Genomic DNA, 23,893 nt, shown 5'->3' with positions numbered 1-23,893 from the left:
TTACATGAAGGTTCTTTCATTCAGAGATATATATTTATCTTCCATTCGAGCAAAAATAGAGCATTATTTAGAGCTTATTCTCATCATTTATAAAAACGTTATTTTTGCGGGTCTAAGTGTTTTCCCAGCTTTGCGTGTTAGCCTTTAGGTGCTTTGCCGCTGTGCGAGGTATTATCTTCCGGAATATAGTCATTCTCACTCCAACCACTAAAGAGGCTTCCTATGTCAGCATTCTTCAAGCAGTCCTCCCGGTCCCGGCTTCTGGGCGCTCTGGGCACCGTTGCGGTATCCGCTTTGGTCCTGAGCGCTTGCGCTACTGAAAACCCGAGCTCCGATAGCTCTTCTTCCGCTTCTGCTTCCGCAAGTGTTTCCGCTTCTGCGCACGCTTCTTCCGCTCAGTCTTCGAGCGCTTCCCCTAAGGTTTCTGAGCAGGGCACCGCTTCTGCATCCGCTGAGGCTTCGGGCGAGGCATCTCCCAAGGCAAATGCTGAGGCTACTTCTTCTGACGGTCAGAAGCTTGAAGAGATTTACACTGGCTCTGAGGAAATGAAGAACGCTTCCTCCGTGCCCGTTGACGCTGAAGAAGTTAAGAAGACTACCGAACTGGTTAACTCTTTTGAGACCATTCTGACCAAGGTTAAGGCAGCTCCTTCCGCTGCTCCCTCTCCCGAGCGTACCGCTGACCCGAGCAGCGATGAAGAGGCCGAGCAGCAGAACGTTGAGCAGGCGCGTGCTGTTCTCGATGATGAGACGATTCGCTCCATCGAGGCGGTAGCTGTGGATTCCGCTGCCGCTGAGTTTGCCGTGCAGGCTTCCGAATACGCACTGGCTGGCTGGCACTACGAAGGTTCTTCCACTGTGGTGGGCACTCCCCGTATGACTGAAACTCAGTACAAGGGTCAGCCCGCGCGCATGCTGGAAGTATGCATGGATTCTTCCTCGGTGAAGATCTATGACGAGAATAATCAGCCCGTTAAGGATGACAATTCTCCTAAGCGTTCACTCAATATTTACACCCTCGTTCAGGTCGATGGTCAGTGGAAGATTGCGACCCATGATTTCCCGAACAATCCTGATTGTTAGGGTCTAATTAAAGATGCCGGTTTCCAGCTATGATTCGCTGGAACCCGCGCATTATCATCCATAGCGCATTAATGTTGATGCGCACTCGATAACATTTCTTGGCATTCATTTGGAGATATTATGAAAGCCCACCTTGGCATGACGGGCTCCGGCTTTTCACGTTCTGCTATAACTCGCTCAACTCTTTGCTTGAGCATTGCTACGGCTTTGGCTTTGCCCGTAGCTATCCCCGCTATTACGCCGAGTACCGCTGTTGAACAGACTGCGGAAAAAAGGGACTCTGCTTTCTACAATGGCACGACTTCCGAGCGTGCTGCCGCTAGCTGCTGGGAAGCCAAGCAGGCTAACCCCGAGGCAAAGAGTGGCGCCTACTGGCTGTACACCCCCGCGATGAGCCAGCCTACCCAGTTCTACTGCGATCAGGAAACTGATGGTGGCGGTTGGGTCAAGATTGGTGAAGGTCGTGACGGCTGGACCGAAAACTACGAGGGCCAGGGTGACGCCTCCCAGCTCTACAGTGGTGCCGCACCCGCGTCGTCCGGTTTGACTCTCGAGCAGGGTAAGGCGCTGAGCTCCCTGCCCGCTGCGAAGACCCCGATTCAGCTTTCGGGCACCACTATTTCTCAGTTGCTCAACGGCACCCGCCCTGATCAGCTGCCCGATGGTTACCGTTTCCGTCGCGCTCTGAACACCTCGGGCACCAAGTGGCAGGAGGCGACGGTGGATCGCCGCCAGACTTCTGAGTGGACTTGGGCTCTGCGTTCGAACGCTATCTGGGCCAACGCGACAGTCACCAACCCTGACGAGTTCTCTTCCTACAATGAAAATGGCCGCAGGGACTGGCCTAATGGCACGTGGCAGGACCATATGCTTGGCGGCCAGAACTACGGCTTCAGGACGATGCTCTTTGAGGAAATGGCTTCGCAGGATTACCGTATGGGCTTCCGTTACGGCGCCAACTCCCCCATTTCGCAGGATGGCTCTGAGCCGGCGATAACCGACGCGCAGAACTCCTATATCTACGGCAAGGATAGCAAGGGTGAAACCTCTTTCGGTTACACCCAGATGTTCCTGCGCCCGAAGCTGACCCAGAACGATTTGAACCTGGGCGCTATCCCGGATTCCGGTACTCAGGCGAGTGCTCGTCGTGCCCTGCCCAGTAGCCGTTCGGCAGATTGGCGCTGGCGAACCAGTACTAGGACTTTCACCGGTGAAACCAACGAGATGAACACCTACGTTGAGGCGATCACCGAGGTCGATCACGGCAACGGCACCTCCAGCGTGTTTATTGGTGGCGACTTCGAGTACCTTGAGTCGTCTTCCGGCGAGAAGGTTCACCAGTCTAATATTGCTGCCTTTGATCCGGAGACCGGCGAGTTGCGCCGCGACTTCAAGCTGACTGTTAATGGTCAGGTGAAGGCTGTTGAGGCTCTGCCGAATAACCGTCTGGCTATTGGCGGTAACTTCAAGCTTGTTAACGGTGAGGAGCATAAGAGCTTCGTCGTTGTTGATGCCACAACCGGTGAAGTTGCCCCGGAATGGGCCCAGGTTAAAGTCGAAGATCGCATTCGTACCGAGGTCATGACGGTGAAGACCATCCATCGTCAGGGTGACTACGTGTACATTGGTGGCACCTTTACCCACGTTTATGAAAGCGAAAACGCGGGTGCTGCGTATTCACGCAATATTGCCCGTTTTAAGCTGGGCGAACCATCTAACGGCGTGCCCGGTATTGTGAGTATAGACCGTAACTGGCGCCAGGTGTTCAACGGTACTGTCAACGGTATTAGTGCCTCCGCTGATAACTCTCACGTTTACGTAGCCGGTTACTTCACCTGGCTCAACGGCGGCCTTGCCTACCGCGTGGCTGATATTACTCAGCACCTGCAGAAGGGCAGCCCGTGGGCGTACCAGCATTCTGAGATTCCTGCCGGCGCTAATGTCTCTGACCTGCGCAACGAAACCAAGATCTGGGGTTTCCAGTTCGACGTTCAGGATGCCGGTTCTGGTGTCTGGGTGGGCGGTACTGAGCACCTCATCTCTCGCTACGATAAGGCCTCCCTGAGCCCCACCTACACCGCGATTACCCGCGACGGTGGAGACTTCCAGGATCTGCATCTGCACGGCAACACCATTTACGGCGCCTGCCACTGCGGCGACTTCCTCTACCAGGATTCGCGTAACAAGCAGGCCCCCGTGGGCGGTTCGAGCGTGATTCACTCGGTCAAGCTGGTTGCTGCGTTCGATAAGGACAGCGGTAAGATGCTGCCGGAGTTCTCCCCCGCTATTAAGGGTGACCACGGCTTCGGTATCTGGGAGTCTTTCGTTGATTCGAAGGGCACCCTGTGGGTTGGTGGCGATATCCACCGTTCGCTGGGTGTTCACGGCACTCAGGATACCGTTGGTTTTGCGCGCTTTGAGGCTCGCGATGTGACTCCTCCGGCTACCCCGCAGAACCTGCAGGTTGAGCTGAAGGACGATAAGGACGTTCTAACCTGGGATGTTGTGCAGGATACCGGTAGTGTCCGCTACCAGATTCTGCGTGACGACCGCGTCATTGCAAGCACTTCGGGTACGAAGTTCGAGATTGACCACACCGATAACGCACGTTACTTTGTGCGTGCTGTGGACACCTCGGATAACTACTCTGCGTCCACTCCGGTTCAGGTAGCTCCGGTTCGCCCGACTCCTACCCCCACGGAGACCGCAACCGAGACTCCTACCGCTGATCCGACCGCGAGCGCTGACCCCACGGCAAGTGCTGATCCTACCGCGAGCGCTGACCCCAGTGCTTCGGCAAGCGCTACCCCGAGTGCAGAAGCGACTACTGAGGCACCGAAGGCCCAGGATCCGGACCCGAAGGTTGAGGAGCCTAAGCCTGCCGATCCCAAGCCCGAGGACCCGAAGGAAGAAACTCCTAAGGACGAGGCCGCTAAGGACCAGATTGTTCTGCCCTACGCGTCCGAGTGGAAGTACATGGTCTCCAGCAAGGCTCCTAACCGTAAGTACGGTTGGAAGTACAACTTCCACTTCACCTTGGAAGATATCGCGCAGGAAGCATGGCAGACCGGCAAGACCCCGATTGGTGTCGGCACCGGTAACCTCAACACCTCGGTTAATGTTCCGCTTGTGCGTACCCGTCACAATATCTACGCATACACCACCATCCAGCTCACTCGTGAGCAGGCGAGCCGCGACCTGGTACTGACCACCTACGCGGACGATGCTATTGCTGTGGGTGTCAACGGTGAAGAAGTTGGTCGTACCAACTTCGATACCAGGGGCAAGCTGTGGAATAGCACGGTAGCTTCCAGCTCGGTAGATACCGCTGAGGCTCAGAAGACTCCGGTAACTTTCACCGTTCCGGCTTCTCAGCTGAAGGCTGGCGAGAACCTCATCGCGATTGAGGTTCACCCGGGCATTAGCCGACGTAACGTTCGCCCGAATGTGAGCTTCGATTTGCAAGCTACCTCCAAGGCACCGGTTGCTGAGCAGCCCGCCGAGAAGGAAGCTGGCAAGGAGGCGGAGGCTCCCGCCGCAAACGAGGCTGAGCAGCCCGTGGTCGACAACGCGAACAATGCGAACAATGCAAATAACGCGGCAGCCGATCGGGGCGAGCGACGCATCGTCAATAACGGAGTCGGAACCCGCGTTCCGATGCAGTCCCGAAGGAACTAATACCTTCTAGACAATCTCAGCTAAATGGGGTTTGATTTTCTGAATGATTCAGGAAATCAAACCCCATTTGCGTACGCTCCCCACTTTTCCGTGTTTTTTGTATCTTTTATTCCCATTATTTGTGCTTCTGTTATGTGCATCTCTGCACAATGTTCAGAAATGTTTTCTAAATCCACAATTCAAGGGAACAAAGCGCCGATAACCCCGCCTGACAGCACGCCAAATCTGCCCAAAGGATCCCGCAAATCTGCACCAAAGCGCATTGTCAGGGGCTTTTTACGACACAATTGTTGACCCTGACCACACGCACCCTGTCGCACTTTATCTCGTTGTAAAATATCTATATAGTGGTGTATGTGAAAAAAGGGACCAACCACCTCTTTTTTCGCGCGCGGGACTTCCGGACTTTCTCGCAACCACCCCGAAAGGGAGTAATTCACTCTCCTTCACTCCTCTCACCGATTAAAAAGGAATGTGCATGTCCACCTCTGAGGCACCTCACGCCCCGAACTCCGCGCCCGCATCGGGATTTGCCGCGAAGTTCTCCCACACCCTGCGCTCCCTTGAGGCAGCGCAGAAGCCCGGCATTGGCGTTCCCGCCTACACCCGCTGGGTCAACCGCCGAGTAGCACGCTACTTCGCTGCGGCAGCTGTTGCTCTGGGCATCACCCCCAACGGCGTCACCGCAATTTCCGCTGCATGTTCCGCGGCAGGCCTCATCGTTCTGATTACCTGCCCGCCCAGCGTTGGTGTAGGTATCTGCGTTGCACTACTCTTCGCCCTCGGTTACGGCCTGGACTCTGCTGACGGCCAGGTTGCTCGCGTGACCGGTGCGTCCTCCCCCGCCGGTGAGTGGCTCGACCACGTGGTCGACTCCATCCGTGTGCCCTCGGTGCACATGGCAACCCTGCTCTCCTTCCTGCTGTACCCGGCACACTACTCCTTCACCGGATCTAGCGCTTTCAACGGCTGGATCATTGCGATGCCCATGATTTTCACCGCTCTGACCGCCGGTCACTTCATGAGCCAGATTCTGGCTGAACAGCTGCGCAACAACCGCAAGACCGCAGCACCGCCCACCGGTGGCCCCCTGCGCTCCTTCATCAACCTGCACATGGACGCTGGCACCCTCTGCTGGATCTACATTTTTGTTGGCTTCGGCCCCGTATTCGTCATCGTCTACGCGCTGCTTCTGCTGGCTAATGCCGCAACCGTCCTGCTGTCCATGCGTCGCAAGTACGTTAGCCTCGCGACCCCCGCTGAGTAAGGAGAATCCCAATGATGCACTTCACCTCTCGCAACCCTGCTGTTTCCGCCGTTATCGCGACCAACGGCAAGCGCCCCGAGCTGCTGCGCGTGGCTGTCCGCTCTATCCTTGAGCAGAGCTACCGCGGTTTCGTTGAAGTTGTTGTCGTCTTTGACCGTGTTGAGCCCGACCGTCTCGAGGACATTGAGGTCGGCGAAAACCGTGCCCTGAAGATTGTCTCCAACACCCGTTCCGGCGGTCTGGCGGGCGGCCGCAATAGCGGCATCATCGCCTCCAGCGGTGAGATGATTGGTTTCTGCGATGACGACGACTACTGGATGCCTTCCAAGCTCACCCAGCAGGTCGCTCTCTGGCGCGAAAACCCCGAGGCAGCCGCTATCTCTTCGGGTATTACCGTCCGCTCCGGCGGTCAGGACATCGTGCGCCTGGCACCCGAGCGCGCAACCTTCGCAGACTTCCTGCGTTCGCGTATCACCGAGATTCACCCCTCCGCCATGCTGTACTCCCGCGAGGACCTGCTCGGCGTTGACGGTCAGCCCGCCCGCATCGGTCTGGTCGATGAGGAGCTGCCCGCCGCCTACGGTGAAGACTACGACCTGTTGCTGCGCGCAACCCGCCACGGCGATGTACTGAGCGTACCCGAGCCGCTGATTCTGGTGCTCTGGGACCGCCCCTCCTTCTTCTCCGGCAAGTGGCAGTCCATGGTTGACGGCCTCAGCTACATTCTGCGTAAGTTCCCCGAATTTGAGCAGGATCCCAAGGGCCTGGCACGTATTGCCGGTCAGATTGCGTACGCTCAGGCATCGCTGGGTAACAACAAGGAGGCGCGTGCCTACGCTCGCGCGGCCCTGCGCCGCGACCCCAAGCAGCTTCGTGCTTGGGCGGCGTATGTTGTATCCACCGGCGTTATTAAGCCCGCTACTCTTCTTGATCTCGTCCAGAAGACCGGTCGAGGTCTCTAACCAGGTATCGCACAGACATGGTTTCTTCTTCCGTTCTTTCCCCTCCGGGCACTTCGCCTGTGGCGCTGAAGGATTCCGCCGGGTCGGCTAGTACGCCCCCGAGCGGTATTCTGCGCGCCCGCGCGCGCATCCGCCCGGTATCTACGGCGCAGAAGAAGCTCCCCGCCTGGCCTCTGCTGGCGTTGCTGTACGGCTTCCCGGCGCTGTGGGCTCTGGGTGTGCTTCAGATTGCACCGCTGGTACTGGCAGCGATCATGCTTTTTTACCTCATTATTCGAGGTAATGTGCGTGTTCCCGGTTCCCTGTGGGTGTGGGGCGCATTCTGCGTGTGGGTTGTTGTTGCGGCACTTGCTCTGACTCGTTCCACCGACATTATTGGTTGGGGTCTGCGCTTTGTGAATATTCTCAGTGCCGGCATTTACGCCCTGTACTACTACAACGCGCGCTCCTCTATTAGCGTCAATAGGCTGCTGGGCGGTCTGGCGACTCTGTGGGTGACCCTCATTGTTCTGGGTTACGGCGGCGTTCTCTTCCCCGAGTTCCGTCTGCGTACCCCGATGAGCTTCATCATGCCTTCTGGCTTTATGCAGAACCCTCTGGTGCGCGACTACATGCTTCCTCCCCTGGCGGAGGTTCAGCGTCCTTGGGGTGCGCCTGAGGCGTATATTCGCCCCTCCGCGCCGTTCCCTTACGCGAATAGTTGGGGTCTGGCGTACACTCTGCTCACCCCGGTGATGCTGGCGTGCTTGCTGCGTCTGCGTTCCATCTGGTTGCGTATTGCGTTGCTGACCGGCATGGCGCTTTCTACCGTGCCGGCAATTGCGACCAGTAACCGCGGTATGTTCATTGGTCTGGGTATCAGCGCAGCGTACGTGTTGCTGCGTCAGTTCCTGGCAGCTAATTGGCGTGCTGTGGGTATGGGTGTTGCGGCAATTGCGGCTGTGGTTGTGGCACTCTTTGCGTCAGGCACCGTGGATAATATCCTGGGTCGTCAGGACTACTCGGACTCCACCGGTGGTCGTGCGGCGCTCTACCGCGCTACTTGGAACGCGACCTTGGAGTCCCCGATTATTGGTTATGGCACCCCACGTATGGAACCGAGCATTGGCGTGTCAATGGGTACCCAGGGTTACCTGTGGACTCTGATGTTTTGCTTCGGTTTCGTGGGTCTTGCCCTGTTCGCACTCTTCATGGTGTGCACTGTGGCAAGCGGTGCACGAGTGAAGACCGCATCCGGGTACTGGCTGCATAGTGTGCCGGTGGCATGTTGCATTGTCTTCATCTTCTACAGCTTCGATATCGCTCAGCTGACCATTCTGATGCTCGCGTCGATGGCGTGTATTCGTTCCATTCGGGATGGTGAGGGGCTATGACGAAGAATCAGTCCCCTCGTGGTTTAGATACTTCTGCGGTTTCATCTTTCGATGATGTGTATTCGACGGGTGGTCACCCTAGCCGCCGTGCACGCCTGCGTGAGAGCGGCGAGTACGTGGAGCCGGTAGTGGAGCAGGCTGATTCAGAGGCAGAGTCTTCTGCCGATGAGTTTGCTCCGACGGTGGATGACATCCGTTCCGGTCGTTTTCCTGCAACCACAGCGCTGTCGATTGTGCCTCCGGCTCGAGGCTTTGCATCCGAGGAATCGTTGCCCGATTCTTTGGAGGCAGGTACTTCGGCTACGGGTTCTTCAGCGGCGAGCGCTGTAACGGGTGCTCATCTGCCCGGTTCCCGACGGATAGCCCCCTCTACTGCTGAGTCTGCCGATAAGGTTCAGCGCGAGAAGACGGATTCTTCTGTAGCAGTGGCCAAAACCGATAGCGCATCAGCGAAGGATGTACCGGCGAAGAAGGCTCCCGCTAAGGGTAAGCAGCCCAGCCTCGCAAAGAGCGGCTCTCTTGCTTCTCTGTGCGTGATGTACGGTGCGGGTATCGCGTTCGTGACCACGATGGTGGTGTCGAACGGTATTGGTGCTGAGGGTTCGGGCGAGTTTTTCCGTCTGATGGCGTTGTTCGCGATTGCGATTTCGCTGGTGACCTTCGGCGCGGATACTGGTTTGGTTCGTACGATGAGCGCTCAGCGGGCACTGGGACGTTACGGTGTGTTGCCGCAGCTGATCCGTTACGGACTGATTCCTTCGTTGGTGACTTCGGTGCTTCTGGTGGTGGGTGTTTACGTCTACACCGAGATTGCGCCGATGGCTCCCGAGTATCAGGCTGCGATGCGTGTTAGCTCGGCTTTCGTGCTGGTGGCGGCGCTGATGACGGTGTTCTTCGGCGCACTACGCGGTCTGCATCGTGTGGTGACTTTTACGGTCTTGCAGAATGTTCTGCTTCCTACTCTGCGTTTTGCGGCTGTGGGTTTGGTGGTTCTGTTCTCGGGCCAGCTCATGGATCTGGTGTATGCATGGACTGTTCCGGTGGCAATTACTGCGGTGGTTGCTTTGTGGCTTTTGGAGCGGGCGTTCCCCAACGAGGAGCATGTGGAGGTTCTTCCTTCTGAGGATTCTCCGACTGAGACGTTCCGTTCGTTCTGGGGTTTCAGCTCTGCACGCGGTGTCGCAACCGTTGTGGAAACGATTCTGGAGTGGATTGACGTGCTGGTGGTGACGGCGTTCTTAGGTGCTGCTGCAGGTGGTGTCTATGGTGCTGTGAACCGTTGTGTTCGTGTGGGTGCCATGATTGAGCACACCGGACGTGTGGTGACCGGCCCGTCGATTAGTGCGGCGTTGGCGACTCGTCAGCTCGATCGTGCTCGAGAGATTTTCCTATCGACTACTCGCGTGTTGACTGCTCTGTCTTGGCCGTTCTACCTCTCCTTGGCGTTCTTTGGTCCGGTTCTTCTGGGCTTCTTCGGTAAGGGTTTTGAGGCTGGCGCCGGTATTCTCTGGGTGATTTGCCCGGCGGCGATGCTGTCGATGAGTGCCGGTGGTGTGCAGTCTGTTCTGCTGATGAGCGGTAAGAGTCGCTGGCAGCTGTTGAACAAGCTCTCCTCGCTGGTGGTGGCTGTGACTTTGAACTTCACCTTGGTTCCGGTCTGGGGCCTGTACGGTGCGGTGACGGCGTGGGCATCGGCTCTGCTGATTGATACCTTCCTGGCGAGCTACCAGGTGTTCCGTTTGGTGGGTATTCGCGCTTCGGTCCGTGAGATGGCTCCTTCGCTCTTCTTGGGTGCGGCTGTTCCGACGGCGTGTGCTCTGGTGTCTTTGACTTTCTTGGGTCAGAGCGTATTGGGCGTCATCGTGTACGTGGTGCTACTGGTGCCGGTGTACGGTGCGGTACTGTACCGATTCCGTAAGGCTCTCGGTATTGAGCGTTTCCTTTCCGCCCGCCGCGCGAAGTCTTAGCCTTCCGCTTCTTCTACGTTTTTCTCCGATATATAGTGTCCGTTTCTCTTCCTCTAGGATGTCCTCATGGATAACACCTCTCATTCCTCCTCGGTTACCCTTGGCAGCCAGGTACGTCGCATTTTCCGACACCCTCTGCTAATTCTGCTGTCAGTCGTGGTTTTCGCTGTGGCGGGTGCCGTCTACGGCTACATGACCAATAGCAAGTACACTTCTAAGGCTTCGCTGGTTGTTTACCCGCTGGTGGTTGATCCCGCCGGTACCGGTAGCGCTAACTCCGCGAAGGTGGATATTGCGACCGAGTCTCGTGTTGCTTCCTCTCGTGAGGTTGCGCAGAACGCCGCGAAGTCTCTGATTGCTAACGGCGATACCCTCTCTGAGGCTCAGCTGACCAGCCGCCTGATGAGCTCCGTCAAGGTGACCGGCACCTCCCAGACTGCTGTGCTGGATGTTGAGGTAACCCGTCCCAACGGCACGGATGCTGCACGTTACGCTAACGCTATGGCAAACGCGTACCTGCAGGTTCGTTCCGAGTCTCTAAAGAGCAGCGTTGATTCCGCTCTGCACCAGATTGATGAGCAGATTTCTGCCCTCGAGGGTGATAATGGCCGTGCGGGTCTGCTTTCTCAGCTGCAGGAGCGTCGCGCTCAGATTCAGCTGACTTCTACTACCGGTGGCCGTGTGATGAGCGAGGCTCAGGTTCCTTCTTCTTCCTCGGCTCTTGGCCCGGTGAAGATGGCTATTGTTGGTGCTGTTGCCGGTCTGCTGATTGGTGCTGTGCTGGCTTACGGTCGTGACCGAACCATGCGTCACGTTGGTTACGCTGACCGTCTGGAAGATGCTGGCATCCCTGTTCACGAGCTGGGTTCCTCTTCTGAGGCGAATGACGCGTTCATGCTGCTGCGCACCATGGGTGCTCCCGATGGCGATGTGAAGAGTGCTGGTGCTTCCGGCATTGTCATTCTGCCCGGTACTGACCGCGGTGTTGAGCACCTGTACCAGATGCTGCAGCGCGTTCTGCCCACCGAGTACGCACATTTCACCGATTACGCTTCGGTCCGTGACGCCCTGACCCGCCACACTCCCGAGTCGCTGGTTGAGAAGAGCGAGACTCCTCTGGTGATTAGCCTGAGCACCGCTACTCCCCTGTCGACCCAGCTGCGTTTCGTTCAGGCTGGCGGCGTGGCTCTGGTTCCGGTGACTGCAGCTACTTCTCTGCAGCAGGTTCGTGAGCTTTTCGCTCAGCTGGATCAGCTTGAGGGCGTGAACGCTCTGGCTGTGTTCCTGGATCGCGAGTAATCGGGGTTCTGTTGATGGATGCCTCGCCTCTGTGCGGGTTCGTCCTTCCGTCCTTGAGCGTGGGGTGCGGTAACGCCTGTTGAGGCGGATCTGCTGATGCAGGCGTTGTCGGCCCACCAGCTCACCCTTATCTTCTCTTCTTATTTTTCTCTTGTATTGGGGCTTTAGGAGAACACTATGACTGAGGCAACTTCCTCTCAGGCACCGAAGAAGCTTCTGCTGGTTTCTAGCAGTGGCGGACACTTGAAGCATCTGACGGCTACTTCTGCTGCGTGGCAGGATTATGACCGCGTGTGGGTTAGCTTTAAGCAGCCCGATGTTGAATCTTCTCTCGCTGATGAGAAGACCTATTGGGCGTATTACCCGACCACCCGAAATATTAAGAACGCTATTCGTAATCTGTTCTTGGCATTTCGTATTTTCCCGAAGGAACGTCCGGATGCGGTTGTTTCTGCGGGTGCGGGTGTTGCTGTTCCTTTCTTTGTTGCGGCTAAACTTTTTGGCGTAAAGACTCTTTATATTGAGTGTTTTGACCGCCCGACTCTGCCGACGATGACCGGCAAGATGTTGTACACCTTTGCTGATCGAATTATTGTTCAGAGCGAGGAACAGCAGAAGAATTTCCCTGATTCTCGTGTGATTCATCCCATTTTCTAAGAGTGATGAATTTATCCTGAAAATAGCGTCCTCGCGTGTGCTGGGGGCGTTATTTTCAGGGTATAGTATTTATTAAACATACAGATACGCATAAGTCGTGCGCTCCACTGTGGACTCACCATCCAAGCGAACTAACCACTCGCCAGAGAAGCGTATGCGGAGATTACTCACCATTTTCTCCGGCACGACGCCGCCGCGTATACCAATGATGCCCTCCGGATTTTTTGCGTCAGGTATACGGGGTTACTACCGATAAATACATAGAGAGGAATAGGCGATGTCTATTCAGAACTTCCCCCGCGTCAGCGTTGATACTTCCAAGTTCGACCTGCCCGTATTTACCCCTGCCGTCGCGCCCGTTCGTATTCCTACCAAGACTTACGATTTGGTGGTGTCCCTCGGCACCGACGTTCACACTTTTGATCGTCTTCTGCGTTGGGTTGAGGCTTATCTTGAGGCTCACCCCAAGGTCACCTGCCTCGTGCAGCATGGTCACACTGCGCCCATTAAGCACGCAGACAACCTCAAGCTTCTTCCCGCCTCCGAACTGCTGGACTACTACGCAACCGCGCGCGTAGTGCTGGTTCAGGGCGGCCCCGGTTCCATCCAGGATGCACGCCGCACCGGTGCTCTGCCCCTGGCTGTTCCGCGCCGCGCAGAGTTCGACGAGGTCGTTGATAACCACCAGGTCCCCTTCACCGCTCTGATGGAGAAGCGCGGCCACGCTGTTGTTGTTGAGAGCCGCGAAGACCTCTTCGCTAAGCTGGATCTTGCTCTGGCGAACCCCTCCCTGTTCCGCACCGCTGAGCCGTACGTCTCCACTCCGGAGATTTCTGCCGCACAGCTGGGCGAGGAACTGCAGGATCTGCTTGCTGGCAAGACCCACCGTAAGGACTCCTTCTGGGGTCGTCTGAAGCAGGCCGCTCGCGCACACCGTGCGGGTAAGACTGAGATGGCTCGCATCGACGCGATGGCTCCCAGCGCCTAAGGTTTTTTATCTTTCTAAGCTCAGTATCCTTGTGATGCGGTGTGGGAGGTGCCCTTGCCGGGTGCTTCCCACATTTTTAGACCGGCATGCGAATCCTCCAACCACCCTGTGAGAGGTTGTGGATGTTTTCCCTTGTTCACGGCATATTCTCAGGTGGATTCGCGTCTTTACATTGGTTGCGAAACCCCGCGCCCCGTATCCTTAGTAAGGGATAATGCGCGGGGTTTTCGCGCACTACGAAAGGAACAATTATGGCAGTTCAGGAATCGACCGTTATCAACGCAAGCGTTGAGCAGGTTATCGAGGCGTTCTCCAGCGAGGACTTCGCACGCTTCGTCTGCTCCGAGGTTGGCGTTGAGTTCGGCAGCTTCTCCGTTTCCGGTGACACCTCCGCAGAGTTCACCGCAACCACGGAGCGCACCGTGCCCGCTGAGCGTGTGCCGGACATCGCCCGTAAGTTCGTCGGTAGCGGTGTCTCCATGACTCAGGTGGACACCGTGAGCGCACCGGCAGCTGATGGTGCACGCACCGTCTCTACCGAGGTGAAGGTTAACGGCGTGCCCGTGTCCGCTCAGGCTACCCAGCACCTGATTCCCGAGGGCGAGCAGACCCGCCTGGACGTCAACGGCGAGGTTTCCTGCTCCATCCCGCTGGTGGGCAAGAAGATTGCTGCCGCTGCTGAGCCGCAGGTTGGCCGTGTGCTGAAGGTTCTGGGCACCTCCGCTGAGAAGTGGCTGGCACAGCGCTAAAGCCTATATACGCTCACCTTTGAGGTGTAGTTGATATACGGCTAGATACGCCAAGATACAGAGGATCCCCGTCGTAAGTAATTACGGCGGGGATCCTCTGTTCTTTATGGGTCTCTACGAGCTCTAGAGCCCTGATAAGGACGTATGCGCATTAGGAGGCGACAGCCTTAGGAAGCAACAATCGCCTCGGAGTACTCACGCTCACCGAGCAGTTCGGCGAAGCGGCGCATCTCTACGCGCAGGTCGTGCTCTGCTTCGAGCAGGTCAACGACCTTGCGCAGCTTGGTGCTGGAGGTGTGCTCGGTGTAGGGGAAGTAGTGTACTTCCACGCCGACCTCTGCGAAGCGTGCTTCGAGGGCGTTGCCCTTTTCGGTGCCCTTCCAGTCGTCGCCCTTGAAGAAGACGTTGAAGGGCTTCTGCTTCCAGGTTTCGAGCTTGTCGGGGGTGGTTTCGACGTGCACTTCGTCCACGTAGTCGATGTGGCTGACGATGGCGGCCCGCTCTTCAATGGGGATGACGGGGCGGCGGCCCTTGGTCACTTCCAGAACATCATCGTGCACGACGCCTGCAATAAGGTAGTCGCAGTTTTCCTTAGCCTTGCGGAGAATCTCGAGGTGGCCGTAGTGGAAAAGGTCGTAGGCGCCTGCGGCGTAGCCAATAATCATGGGGCTTCCTTGTGGTTGGTAGCGGCGATGGGTATTCCGGTGTGGTTGAAGTACCGGAGGGTGAGAAACATATCCGCTGTCTAGGGCGAGAGCCTAAGAATAAGTGAAGAATATGCAATATCGAGAAAATATCTTCTACTATTGTCCTATTTCTTCTCGCTGTCACCTCAGAGTGCGCGGGTCCGAAAAGAGTTTCTCGAGGGTGCTGGTTGGGCGCCCTTCGTCCTTTTATTTTACCAGTCACTTTTTTAGAGGAAAAAGGAAAAGATATAAATATGAGGCGGATACAGTGTAGTATCCGCCTCATATTTTCATCATATTGTTTTAAATCAAAGAAATCTTATAGCAAGAAAGAATAGGGAGTAGATTCTCGGATCGAGTCTCGTTCGGTACTCACCACGAAAAGTTCATCGAAAAACATTACACTTACATGCAATATATTGTCGATGGCTCCATTCGATATTTTCGATTGGCGTTCAAATATTGGCTACTTACCGAACATTCCAACCTACCCTCTCAGCAAAAAATTAGTTCTTCGCGGCTGCTTCCTTAGTAGCTTCCTCAACCGCAACCCACGAAAGCATCGCACACTTCACGCGCGCCATGAACTTCGAAACGCCGGAGAAAGCCGCCATATCGCCATACTCCTCTTCGTCCAGGGTCACCTTACCGCGCGAGCGCAGCATCTCGCGGAACGCATCCACGTGGCTCTGCAGCTCAGAGGTGGTCATGCCGGGAGCCATTTCAGAGAGCACGGAGGCGGCAGCCATGGAGATGGAGCAACCGTCGCCTTCCCAGGAGATCGACTCGATAGTCTTCTCGCCGTCCTTCAGCTCGTCAGAGAGCACCACGCGCAGGTTGATTTCGTCGCCGCAGGTGGGGTTGTACTGGTGGTTATCGGCGCTTGCATGGCCGGCGGGTACCTCTACGAGGTGCTCGCCGCTGCGCTGCTTAGAATGCTCCAGAATAATTTCCTGGTACAGGGATTCAAGAGACACGGTGATCTTCTTCCGTCAGTTGGTATGTCTGAAAAATTGGGGCGTTAGCTTCTAACGCGTCTGCGTTAAAAACCGAAGTAGGGGCGTACCTCGGCGAGTGCCTTCAGGAAAGCGTCCACGTCTTCGGTGGTGTTGTAGATGTAGGTGGATGCACGGGTCGAGGCAGTCACGCCGGCACAGCGGTGCAACGGCTGGGCGCAGTGGTGGCCCACGCGCACGGCGATGCCCCGAGTATCGAGCAGCTGCCCCACATCGTGCGGGTGCACGCCGTCGATTGCGAGGGCTACCAAGCCAGCACGCTTGGAGGGGTCGGCGGGGCCGAGCAGACGCACGCCTTCAATCTTCTGAACACCCTCAACCAGGCGAGCGCCCAGTTCGTGCTCCCAGGCCTCAACATTCTCCATACCCAGGTGCTGCAGGTAGCGCACAGCGGCGGCGAAAGCTACCGCCTGGGAGACGCGCTGGGTACCCGCCTCAAACTTAATGGGGGCGGGCATGTACTCGGCGTCCTGCAGACCCACGCGGGTAATCATGGAGCCACCGGTCAGGAAGGGTGGCAGAGCCTCAAGCAGTTCCGCACGGCCGTAGAGGGCACCGATACCGGTGGGTGCCAGCATCTTGTGGCCGGAGAACGCCGCAAAGTCGACGTCCAGGGCGTGGAAGTCTACGGGCATGTGCGGCACGGACTGGCAGGCGTCCAGTACAACGATTGCGCCGTGCTTACGAGCCATAGCAACCATGCGGGGCACATCAGTAATTGCGCCAGTCACGTTCGAGACGTGGGTGAACGCCACGATGCGGGTCTTCTCGTTGATGATGCCCTCGGCTGCCTCGTAGTCGAGCTGACCGTCCTCGGTGGAGGGGATGTGGCGCAGGGTTGCGCCGGTTCGCTGAGCAAGAATCTGCCAGGGAATGAGGTTCGCGTGGTGCTCAATCTCGGTGGTGACAATTTCGTCGCCAGGGCCCAGTGCGAAACGCTCAGCAGCCGGACCGCCGATACCCTGAGAGGCGTTGCCAATGGAGTAGGCGACCAGGTTCAGCGCCTCGGTTGCATTAGAGGTCCACACGAGCTCTTCATCAGTGGCGCCAACGAAGTTCGCAACGGTGATGCGCGCGTCCTCGAACAGGTCGGTTGCCTCAACCGCGAGGGTGTGTGCGCCACGGTGTACAGCAGAGTTAGCGTGCAGGTAGAAGTCGCGTTCTGCGTCGAGCACCTGAAGGGGTTTCTGGCTGGTCGCCCCCGAATCCAGGTAAACCAAGGGATGCCCGTTGACCTCGGTGTTGAGGATCGGGAAGTCCTGGCGAAGCTGGCGTACGATGTCGTCGCTCAGCGGGGTGTTGGCGGGGGTGGAGTATTCAGCCACGGGTACCTTCTTCTCTCGCTCATACGCTCCACGGGTCGGGTATTTTCCCGTCGTGGAGCGTATAACGTCATTCTTTTCTAGCTTATTCCCTCACCGGGCTCTTGCATAGTTAGGTAGAGCCTAGTTCACACCTCGACCCGAATCATGCGTTGCCCCGGTTCAGTGCTTGCCCGGCACGGGTCATGTGCTAGGAGCCTGCGCCGTGGTAGCGCTGCTGGGTTGCCAGCAGGCCTTCCTTCACGAGCATCATGGTGGCATCAGCGGCGTTCGAGATGAGGAAGGGCAGGTCTTTCGCTTCGGTGCTGCTGAAGGGCTTGAGCACGAAGTCTGCGGTGTCCATGCGTCCGGGAGGTCGACCGATGCCGGTGCGCACACGGTAGTAGTCCTTGGTGCCCAGTGCCTTGGTGATATCGCGCAGACCGTTATGACCGCCCTCTCCCCCACCAATCTTGAGCTTAATGGTGTCGAAGGGGATATCGAGTTCATCGTGCACAACAATGATATGGTCGGGGTCGATACCGTAGAACTTGGCGACGGCGCTGACCGGGCCGCCGGAGGTGTTCATGTAGCCGAGAGACTTCATGAGGATGACCTTGGGGCCACCAAAACCGAGGCGCCCCTCCACCACAACCGCGGAGGCCTTGGAATGCTTCTTGAAGCTGCCGCCAACTTCCTTGGCGAGCTCGTCCAGAACCATCTGACCAATATTGTGGCGGGTTTTCTCGTACTCCGGGCCCGGGTTCCCCAGACCAACAATGAGCCACGCATCAGACATATCTTCGCCCTTTCCACGGCGCTGTAAAAGGTTTTTTAGAAAATTCATGGACTACACCATTCTATGAGTATGGCCCGCTACCACCTCAGAAGAGAGGTAGCGGCGGGCCATCCACAGATCACTGTTGCGCTAGGCGCAGGGCGCGGTCTTAGTGCTTTGAGTTATCTGAGTCGTGAGCTTCGCCAGCCTAATCTGATTCCTCGGAAGCTTCAACGATGTCACCCTCGGGTGCGTTTTCGCCTTCTTCACCGGGCTCGGGAACGTCGAGTTCCTCGGGCTCAGAAACGTTAACGATCAGCAGTTCAGCGTCTGCAACCAGGGTTACGCCTGAGGGCAGTTCAACATCTGATGCCAGAACGTGAGCGCCAGCTTCGCGGCCTTCGATGCTCACGGTCAAAGCTTCGGGTGCCTTCAGTGCGTCAGCTTCAACCAGAAGAACGGTTTCTTCCTGGTTAGCAACGGCGCCAACAGCGGGCTCGCCTTCAACGTGTACAGGAACCTCGATCTCAACGCGCTCGCCGCGCTTAACGGTCAGCAGGTCGATGTGCTGCAGTTCGGGGCGGATTGCGTGACGCTGGATGTCCTTGATCATTGCGAGGTGTGATTCACCTTCGATGTCGAGGTCGAGGATAGCGTTGGGGACGCGGGCAGCCAGGGTGGTTGCGTGGCCGGGGAGTACTACGTGCTTGGGCTCTTCGCCGTGGCCGTAGATGACGGCGGGGATGTCGCCTGCCATGCGGATGCGGCGCGCGTAGCCCTTGCCGAAGTCGCTACGTACGGTAGCTGAAATTTTGATGGTATCTGACATGAGTCGTCCATCCTTTCTTGGTTAGAAGTGATGCGCCAAGTGGAATAGGGACTGGCGCCAGAAATCTCTTTCCAACCAGCCACCGTCAGTTACGGACCTACACGTTTCGTGTATTCCACCGCCTTGGCCAAGACAATATTGTACAGGTTCCCGGCTCTTCTTCAAGGGCCGGGAACCTGTGATATGGCGCTTTTCACGCCTTTTATGCTGTTATCAGCAGATATAGGACCAAATCCTAGAGGATTAGGAACCCATTTCTGCAAGGTAGGCGGCGAGCGCCTCGCGGTGATTGCGCGGGGTGAAGCCTGCAGCAATCAGCTTGGACAGGTCCATTGCCGAGTTCGTCGGACGGTGAGCGAAGAGCTCAGCGTTGGCGAAGTATTCCTCGGTGGTGGTGTCGCTGACTCGTGCCGGGTCATGGCCGGTACCTTCGTACACTGCACGAGCAAACTGTGCCCAGTTGATGACTTCACCGGTGTTCGACACGTTGTAGGTGCCGTATTCAGCGCCGGAGAAGAGCAGGTGCAGGGCAGCTGCTGCCAGGTCCTGGGTGAAGGTCGGGCGACCCCACTGGTCGGCGACCACGGACGGGTCGATGCCGCGCTCAGCCAGGGATGCCATGGTGCCCACAAAGTTCTTGCCGGCGCCAACAACCCAGCTGGTGCGCAGGGTGTAGTGCTTACGCCATGCGGCGGCGGCAACCTCACCGGCAGCCTTGGATGCGCCGTAGACGCTCAGCGGTGCCAGGGGGTGATCCTCCGGGTATTCCTCGCCCAGGGGCAGGGAACCGTCAAAGACGTAGTCGGTGGATACGTGAACCAGCGGCAGGTTAGCTTCTTCGCAGATGGAGGTAAGAGCGCTCACGCCCAGAGCGTTAGCCGCCCAGGCGTCGCGGCGACCCTCGGGGGTCTCTGCCTGATCCACTGCGGTGTACGCTGCAGCGTTGATGACCGCGCGGAAGGAGCGCCAGCGGAATGCGTCGCGCCACTGCTCGGGCTTGCCCAGGTCGAGGCGGTCACGATCCACAGCCAGGAAGGGTACGTTCTGCTCGGTGAGCTGGCGAACCAGCTCGGTGCCGAGCTGACCGCCCGCGCCAATAATCAGGATCGGGTCGGCTTCCAGGGGCTTGATCTCGTTCAGACGCGGGTGGTTACGGTCCTTCTCGGAGAGCTCAGCCTTCGCCAGGTCGATAGGCCAGTCGATTGCGACGGTCTCATCGGCAAGGTTCAGGAAGCTGTAGCCGGATACTGCATCCGCCGACCAGTGGTCGTTCACCAGGTAGGTGTAGGCGGTGTTCTCTTCCAGGGTCTGGAAGGAGTTGCCCACGCCGCGGGGCACGAAGATTGCGGTGTCCGGGCCCAGCTCAACGGTGACGACCTTGCCGAAGGACTCGCCGGCACGCAGGTCAACCCATGCGCCGAAGATGCGGCCGGTCGCAACCGACACGTACTTGTCCCAGGGCTCGGCGTGGATACCGCGGGTGGTACCCACCGAAGCGTTGAACGAAATGTTGTTCTGCACCGGGTTGAAGTCGGGCAGACCGGCTGCGACCATCTTCTCGCGCTGCCAATTTTCCTTGAACCAGCCGCGGTTATCGCCGTGAACCGGCAGATCAATGATGAGCAGGCCGGGAATCTCGGTTTCAGTAACCTTCAATTCCTTGGTCATTACTGGCCAGCCTTTGCGTACTTCGCCTCAACCTCAGCCTTCAGGGGCTCCCACCAGCCGCGGTTGTCGGTGTACCACTTAATGGTGTCGGCAAGACCGGACTCGAAGTCGGTGAACTTCGGCTCCCAGCCGAGCTCTGCACGCAGGCGGCTACCGTCGATTGCGTAGCGCAGGTCGTGACCGGGGCGGTCAACCACGTGCTCGAAGTCGTTCTCGTCCTTACCCATCAGTCGCAGGATGGTGCGCAGAACGGTGATGTTGTTCTCCTCGCCGTCCGCACCGATGAGATAGGTTTCGCCAATCTTACCCTGCTCCAGGATGCGCAGCACAGCAGAGGAGTGGTCGGATGCGTGAATCCAGTCACGAACGTTCAGGCCCTCGCCGTACAGCTTCGGGGTCAGGCCCGAGAGGATGTTAGTGATCTGGCGGGGAATGAACTTCTCGATGTGCTGGTAGGGGCCGTAGTTGTTGGAGCAGTTAGAGATGGTTGCTTCAATACCGAAGGAGCGGACCCATGCGCGCACGAGCAGGTCGGAGCCTGCCTTAGTGGAGGAGTAAGGGGAAGAGGGGTTGTAGGGAGTGGTTTCGGTGAACTTTGCCGGATCGTCCAGCTCGAGGTCGCCGAAGACCTCGTCGGTGGAGATGTGGTGGTAGCGAGTGCCGTGCTTACGGACTGCTTCCAGGAGGCTGAAAGTACCGATGAGGTTAGTGTGGATGAACGGTTCGGGGTTGGACAGGGAGTTGTCGTTGTGCGATTCCGCAGCGTAGTGAACGACAGCGTCTGCCTTGCCGACCAGTTCGTCAGCCAGCTCGCGGTCGGCGATGTCGCCTACGACGAGCTTGAAGCGGGATTCAGGAAGACCCTCCAAAGACGCAGCATTTGCGGCGTAGGTCATCTTATCCAGCACAGTAATAGTGTGATCAGTGTTATCGATGAGGTGGTGAACAAAGTTCGAACCAATAAAACCGGCACCGCCGGTAACAAGAATGTGAGCCATACGGTATATTTTACCTGCCTAAATAGCGATTTTTATGCCTCAACAAAGAGATAAACATGACACAATAAGAAGTTATGAAGGGAATTATTCTTGCCGGCGGCACCGGAAGCCGTTTGCACCCTATCACTCAGGGTATTAGCAAGCAGCTCACTCCGGTCTATGACAAGCCGATGATTTACTACCCGCTGTCCACTCTCATGCTGGCGGGTATCCGCGATATTTTGATTATTACCACCCCTACCGATCAGGAGCAGTTCCAGCGACTGCTCGGTGACGGTTCCCGTTTCGGTATTAATCTCGAATACAAGGTGCAGCCGTCTCCGGACGGTCTGGCACAGGCATTTATTCTGGGTGCTGATTTTATTGGTAATGACCCCGTAGCTCTCGTGCTCGGTGACAATATCTTCTACGGCCCCGGTCTGGGCACTCAGCTTGCCACCTACGAGCAGAAGGACGGCGCGACCGTCTTCGCTTACCAGGTTGCTGATCCTCGCGCTTACGGTGTGGTGGAGTTCGATGAGAACTTCAACGCATTGTCCATTGAAGAGAAGCCCGAGAACCCCAAGAGCGACTACGCTATTCCGGGTCTGTACTTCTACGACTCGAAGGTTGTAGAGTATGCACGTCAGATTAAGCCTTCCCCGCGCGGTGAGTTGGAAATCACTGACCTCAACCGCGTCTACCTGGAACAGGGTAAACTGAAGGTTGAGGTTCTGCCTCGCGGTACCGCGTGGCTCGATACCGGAACCTTTGATTCACTCGCTGATGCCACTAACTTCATCCGCACTGTTCAGAGCCGTCAGGGCCTGTCAGTTGGTTGCCCGGAGGAAATTGCGTGGCGCCATGGTTGGCTCTCCGATGAGCAGTTGCGCGACATCGCTACCCCCCTCGTCAAGAGCGGTTACGGTAGCTACCTGCTCGGATTGCTCCGCTAATAAACACCAGGGGATTTTCGTATCCCTTCACCGCCTGTAGCAACACTCCACGTTGCAGGTACACTAACTCAAACTTTCTGGAGTATTCTCACTACCATGACCATTTTGGAATTTTTCCGCACCACGAGGGCTAACCTCTGGTTGCTGATCATTGGCATCGTTGTCGGTGCCGCAGCGGGCTTCGGCTATGCTTCTCTCCAGCCGAAGGTCTACGCTGCATCGTCCTCGGGCTACGTGACCGTGGGCGAGTCCGGTACGGTGGATGTTCTCTCGGGCTCTACGGCTGCTAAGGAGCGTGCTCGCTCCTACGCAGCTATCGTCTCCTCTGAGGCCGTGGCACAGAAGATTAAGCAGAACACCCCCGAACTGTCTCTGACCACCGGTCAGATTCGTTCTAGCATCACCGCAGCTGCCGGCGAAAACGCTGCACTGATTACCGTGAGCGCTAAGGCTTCTTCCCCGAAGAACGCACAGCTACTCGCTAACGGCGCACTGCAGGCTACTGCCGACTACATCAAGGAAATTGAGCAGAACCCCGGTAACGCTCAGGCTCTGGTAAATGGCGACAGTACTGCTGCTTCTCCCACTGGTGGCAACACCGTTCGCGTGATTCCGCTGAATAACGCAAGCGTGAACCCCCCGCTGGTGGCTCCGAACTACGAGCAGAACACCCTTATCGGTGCTGGCACTGGTTTGGTTCTGGTCTACGCTGCAATCTTCCTGCGCCGTGCACTGGATCAGCGCATCCGTACCCGTGACGACGCTACCAAGGCAACCGGCGCAAGCATCCTGGGTGTTCTGCCCGTCAGTGACGACCTGAACGAAGACAACATCGTTAAGGGTGGCACCGACGACCACATCGCTCAGGAGTCCATCCGTCAGCTGCGCACCAACCTGCGCTTCGTGAATGTTGACACTCCCCCGCGTTCGTTCATCGTCACCTCCGCAGTGCCCGGTGAAGGTAAGTCGACCGTGTCGCTGTCGCTGGCTCGCGCAATGGCTGACGCTGGTTCGCCTGTCATCCTCATTGACGCCGACCTGCGCCGCCCGACCGTGGCTAAGAAGCTGAAGCTCGACGCTAAGGTCGGTCTGACCCAGGTTCTGGCCGGCCAGGTTGAGATTGCTAACGCCGTCCACCAGGTAGGCGAATCTAACCTCTTCATCCTGCCTGCAGGCCGTATCCCCCCGAACCCCTCCGAACTTCTGGGCTCGGATAAGATGCGCCAGCTGATTAACGAGCTCTCCGAAGAATTCATCGTGGTCGTCGACGTTCCGCCGTTGCTGCCCGTGACCGACGCTTCGCTGCTCTCCCACTCCGTGGATGGCGTGATTCTCGTTGGTTCTATCGGCCGAAGCCACCGTGAGCAGATGACTGAAGCTTCCAACATCCTGAAGAAGGTCAACGCGAACCTCCTCGGCATGGTTCTGAACCGTGCACCCCGTAAGGGTCTGGGTAACTCCTACTACGGCTTCGGTTACGCAAGCGCCTACGTTGGTTATGCAACCTACTACGGTTACGGCAAGGAAGGCGACAAGAAGTCGTCAAAGAAGTCCTCGACCAAGAAGTAACAACGTAATAAGCGCCCTAAACCATAGGGAGCGACTTAGGGCGGGATGGGCAGTATTTTCTGCCCGTCCCGCCTTATACTTATCTGGTAT

At 57.2% G+C, this 23,893-nt stretch carries 19 protein-coding genes; 12 read left to right on the top strand and 7 right to left on the bottom strand.

The window, feature by feature from the left end:
• Positions 1-222: 222 nt before the first annotated feature.
• The 10 genes from O3675_RS04140 to O3675_RS04095 all read left to right on the top strand — a co-directional run bounded on the left by O3675_RS04140 (position 223) and on the right by O3675_RS04095 (position 14,023).
• Entirely contained in the window at positions 223-1,083 is an 861-nt protein-coding gene (locus tag O3675_RS04140; protein ID WP_371571136.1) for a hypothetical protein, read from the top strand.
• 207 nt (positions 1,084-1,290) lie between these two features.
• Positions 1,291-4,761, top strand: a complete 3,471-nt coding sequence (locus O3675_RS04135; RefSeq protein ID WP_371571134.1) for a fibrinogen-like YCDxxxxGGGW domain-containing protein — start codon at positions 1,291-1,293, stop codon at positions 4,759-4,761.
• Positions 4,762-5,239: 478 nt separating this feature from the next.
• Positions 5,240-6,028 (top strand): CDP-alcohol phosphatidyltransferase family protein, encoded by a 789-nt coding sequence (locus O3675_RS04130; RefSeq protein ID WP_070847254.1) that lies wholly within the window; start codon positions 5,240-5,242, stop codon positions 6,026-6,028.
• A gap of 11 nt (positions 6,029-6,039) precedes the next feature.
• Complete coding sequence (locus O3675_RS04125) at positions 6,040-6,990, top strand: glycosyltransferase family 2 protein (protein WP_371571132.1); 951 nt, start codon at positions 6,040-6,042, stop codon at positions 6,988-6,990.
• Positions 6,991-7,007: 17 nt separating this feature from the next.
• Positions 7,008-8,363: an O-antigen ligase gene (locus O3675_RS04120; protein WP_304268716.1), complete on the top strand. Its 1,356-nt coding sequence runs from the start codon at positions 7,008-7,010 to the stop codon at positions 8,361-8,363.
• Positions 8,360-10,330 carry a lipopolysaccharide biosynthesis protein gene (locus tag O3675_RS04115; protein ID WP_371571130.1) on the top strand — a complete coding sequence of 657 codons (1,971 nt, stop codon included), beginning with the start codon at positions 8,360-8,362 and terminating at the stop codon, positions 10,328-10,330. Before O3675_RS04120 ends, O3675_RS04115 begins: the two co-directional genes overlap by 4 nt.
• Positions 10,331-10,396: 66 nt before the next feature.
• On the top strand, positions 10,397-11,629 hold the full coding sequence (locus tag O3675_RS04110; protein ID WP_371571128.1) for a Wzz/FepE/Etk N-terminal domain-containing protein: 1,233 nt from the start codon (positions 10,397-10,399) through the stop codon (positions 11,627-11,629).
• Between the two features lie 177 nt (positions 11,630-11,806).
• On the top strand, positions 11,807-12,286 hold the full coding sequence (gene pssD, locus O3675_RS04105) for a PssD/Cps14F family polysaccharide biosynthesis glycosyltransferase (RefSeq protein ID WP_070676155.1): 480 nt from the start codon (positions 11,807-11,809) through the stop codon (positions 12,284-12,286).
• A 277-nt stretch (positions 12,287-12,563) separates the two neighbouring features.
• Positions 12,564-13,274, top strand: a complete 711-nt coding sequence (locus O3675_RS04100; protein ID WP_371571126.1) for a glycosyltransferase — start codon at positions 12,564-12,566, stop codon at positions 13,272-13,274.
• 251 nt (positions 13,275-13,525) lie between these two features.
• A complete protein-coding gene (locus O3675_RS04095) occupies positions 13,526-14,023 on the top strand; it encodes a DUF2505 domain-containing protein (protein WP_070676153.1) in 498 nt (165 codons plus the stop codon).
• A gap of 167 nt (positions 14,024-14,190) precedes the next feature.
• Here O3675_RS04095 and O3675_RS04090 read toward each other — a convergent pair whose 3' ends face one another.
• The 7 genes from O3675_RS04090 to rfbB all read right to left on the bottom strand — a co-directional run bounded on the left by O3675_RS04090 (position 14,191) and on the right by rfbB (position 21,299).
• Complete coding sequence (locus O3675_RS04090; RefSeq protein WP_070686337.1) at positions 14,191-14,688, bottom strand: adenylyltransferase/cytidyltransferase family protein; 498 nt, start codon at positions 14,686-14,688, stop codon at positions 14,191-14,193.
• A 527-nt stretch (positions 14,689-15,215) separates the two neighbouring features.
• On the bottom strand, positions 15,216-15,686 hold the full coding sequence (sufU, locus tag O3675_RS04085) for a Fe-S cluster assembly sulfur transfer protein SufU (protein ID WP_005506960.1): 471 nt from the start codon (positions 15,684-15,686) through the stop codon (positions 15,216-15,218).
• A 65-nt stretch (positions 15,687-15,751) separates the two neighbouring features.
• Entirely contained in the window at positions 15,752-17,050 is a 1,299-nt protein-coding gene (locus O3675_RS04080; RefSeq protein WP_371571124.1) for a cysteine desulfurase, read from the bottom strand.
• Between the two features lie 187 nt (positions 17,051-17,237).
• Positions 17,238-17,825 (bottom strand): aminoacyl-tRNA hydrolase, encoded by a 588-nt coding sequence (gene pth / locus O3675_RS04075; RefSeq protein ID WP_005506954.1) that lies wholly within the window; start codon positions 17,823-17,825, stop codon positions 17,238-17,240.
• 187 nt (positions 17,826-18,012) lie between these two features.
• Complete coding sequence (locus O3675_RS04070; RefSeq protein WP_005506952.1) at positions 18,013-18,633, bottom strand: 50S ribosomal protein L25/general stress protein Ctc; 621 nt, start codon at positions 18,631-18,633, stop codon at positions 18,013-18,015.
• Positions 18,634-18,876: 243 nt separating this feature from the next.
• Complete coding sequence (locus tag O3675_RS04065; RefSeq protein WP_371571121.1) at positions 18,877-20,301, bottom strand: sugar nucleotide-binding protein; 1,425 nt, start codon at positions 20,299-20,301, stop codon at positions 18,877-18,879.
• Positions 20,301-21,299, bottom strand: coding sequence for a dTDP-glucose 4,6-dehydratase (gene rfbB / locus O3675_RS04060; protein WP_044142793.1), 999 nt, complete (start codon positions 21,297-21,299; stop codon positions 20,301-20,303). Before rfbB ends, O3675_RS04065 begins: the two co-directional genes overlap by 1 nt.
• Positions 21,300-21,373: 74 nt before the next feature.
• On the opposite strand from rfbB, the gene rfbA reads away from it, so the two are divergent.
• Together rfbA and O3675_RS04050 are read left to right on the top strand one after the other, a co-directional pair.
• Positions 21,374-22,234 carry a glucose-1-phosphate thymidylyltransferase RfbA gene (rfbA, locus tag O3675_RS04055; protein WP_005506948.1) on the top strand — a complete coding sequence of 287 codons (861 nt, stop codon included), beginning with the start codon at positions 21,374-21,376 and terminating at the stop codon, positions 22,232-22,234.
• Between the two features lie 96 nt (positions 22,235-22,330).
• Positions 22,331-23,803, top strand: a complete 1,473-nt coding sequence (locus tag O3675_RS04050) for a polysaccharide biosynthesis tyrosine autokinase (RefSeq protein ID WP_303936473.1) — start codon at positions 22,331-22,333, stop codon at positions 23,801-23,803.
• Positions 23,804-23,893: the final 90 nt, after the last annotated feature.

It is taken from the genome of Rothia sp. 27098_8_27 (assembly GCF_041432805.1).
Classification (GTDB): domain Bacteria; phylum Actinomycetota; class Actinomycetes; order Actinomycetales; family Micrococcaceae; genus Rothia; species Rothia mucilaginosa.
This window is presented reverse-complemented; position numbering and strand designations above follow the sequence as displayed.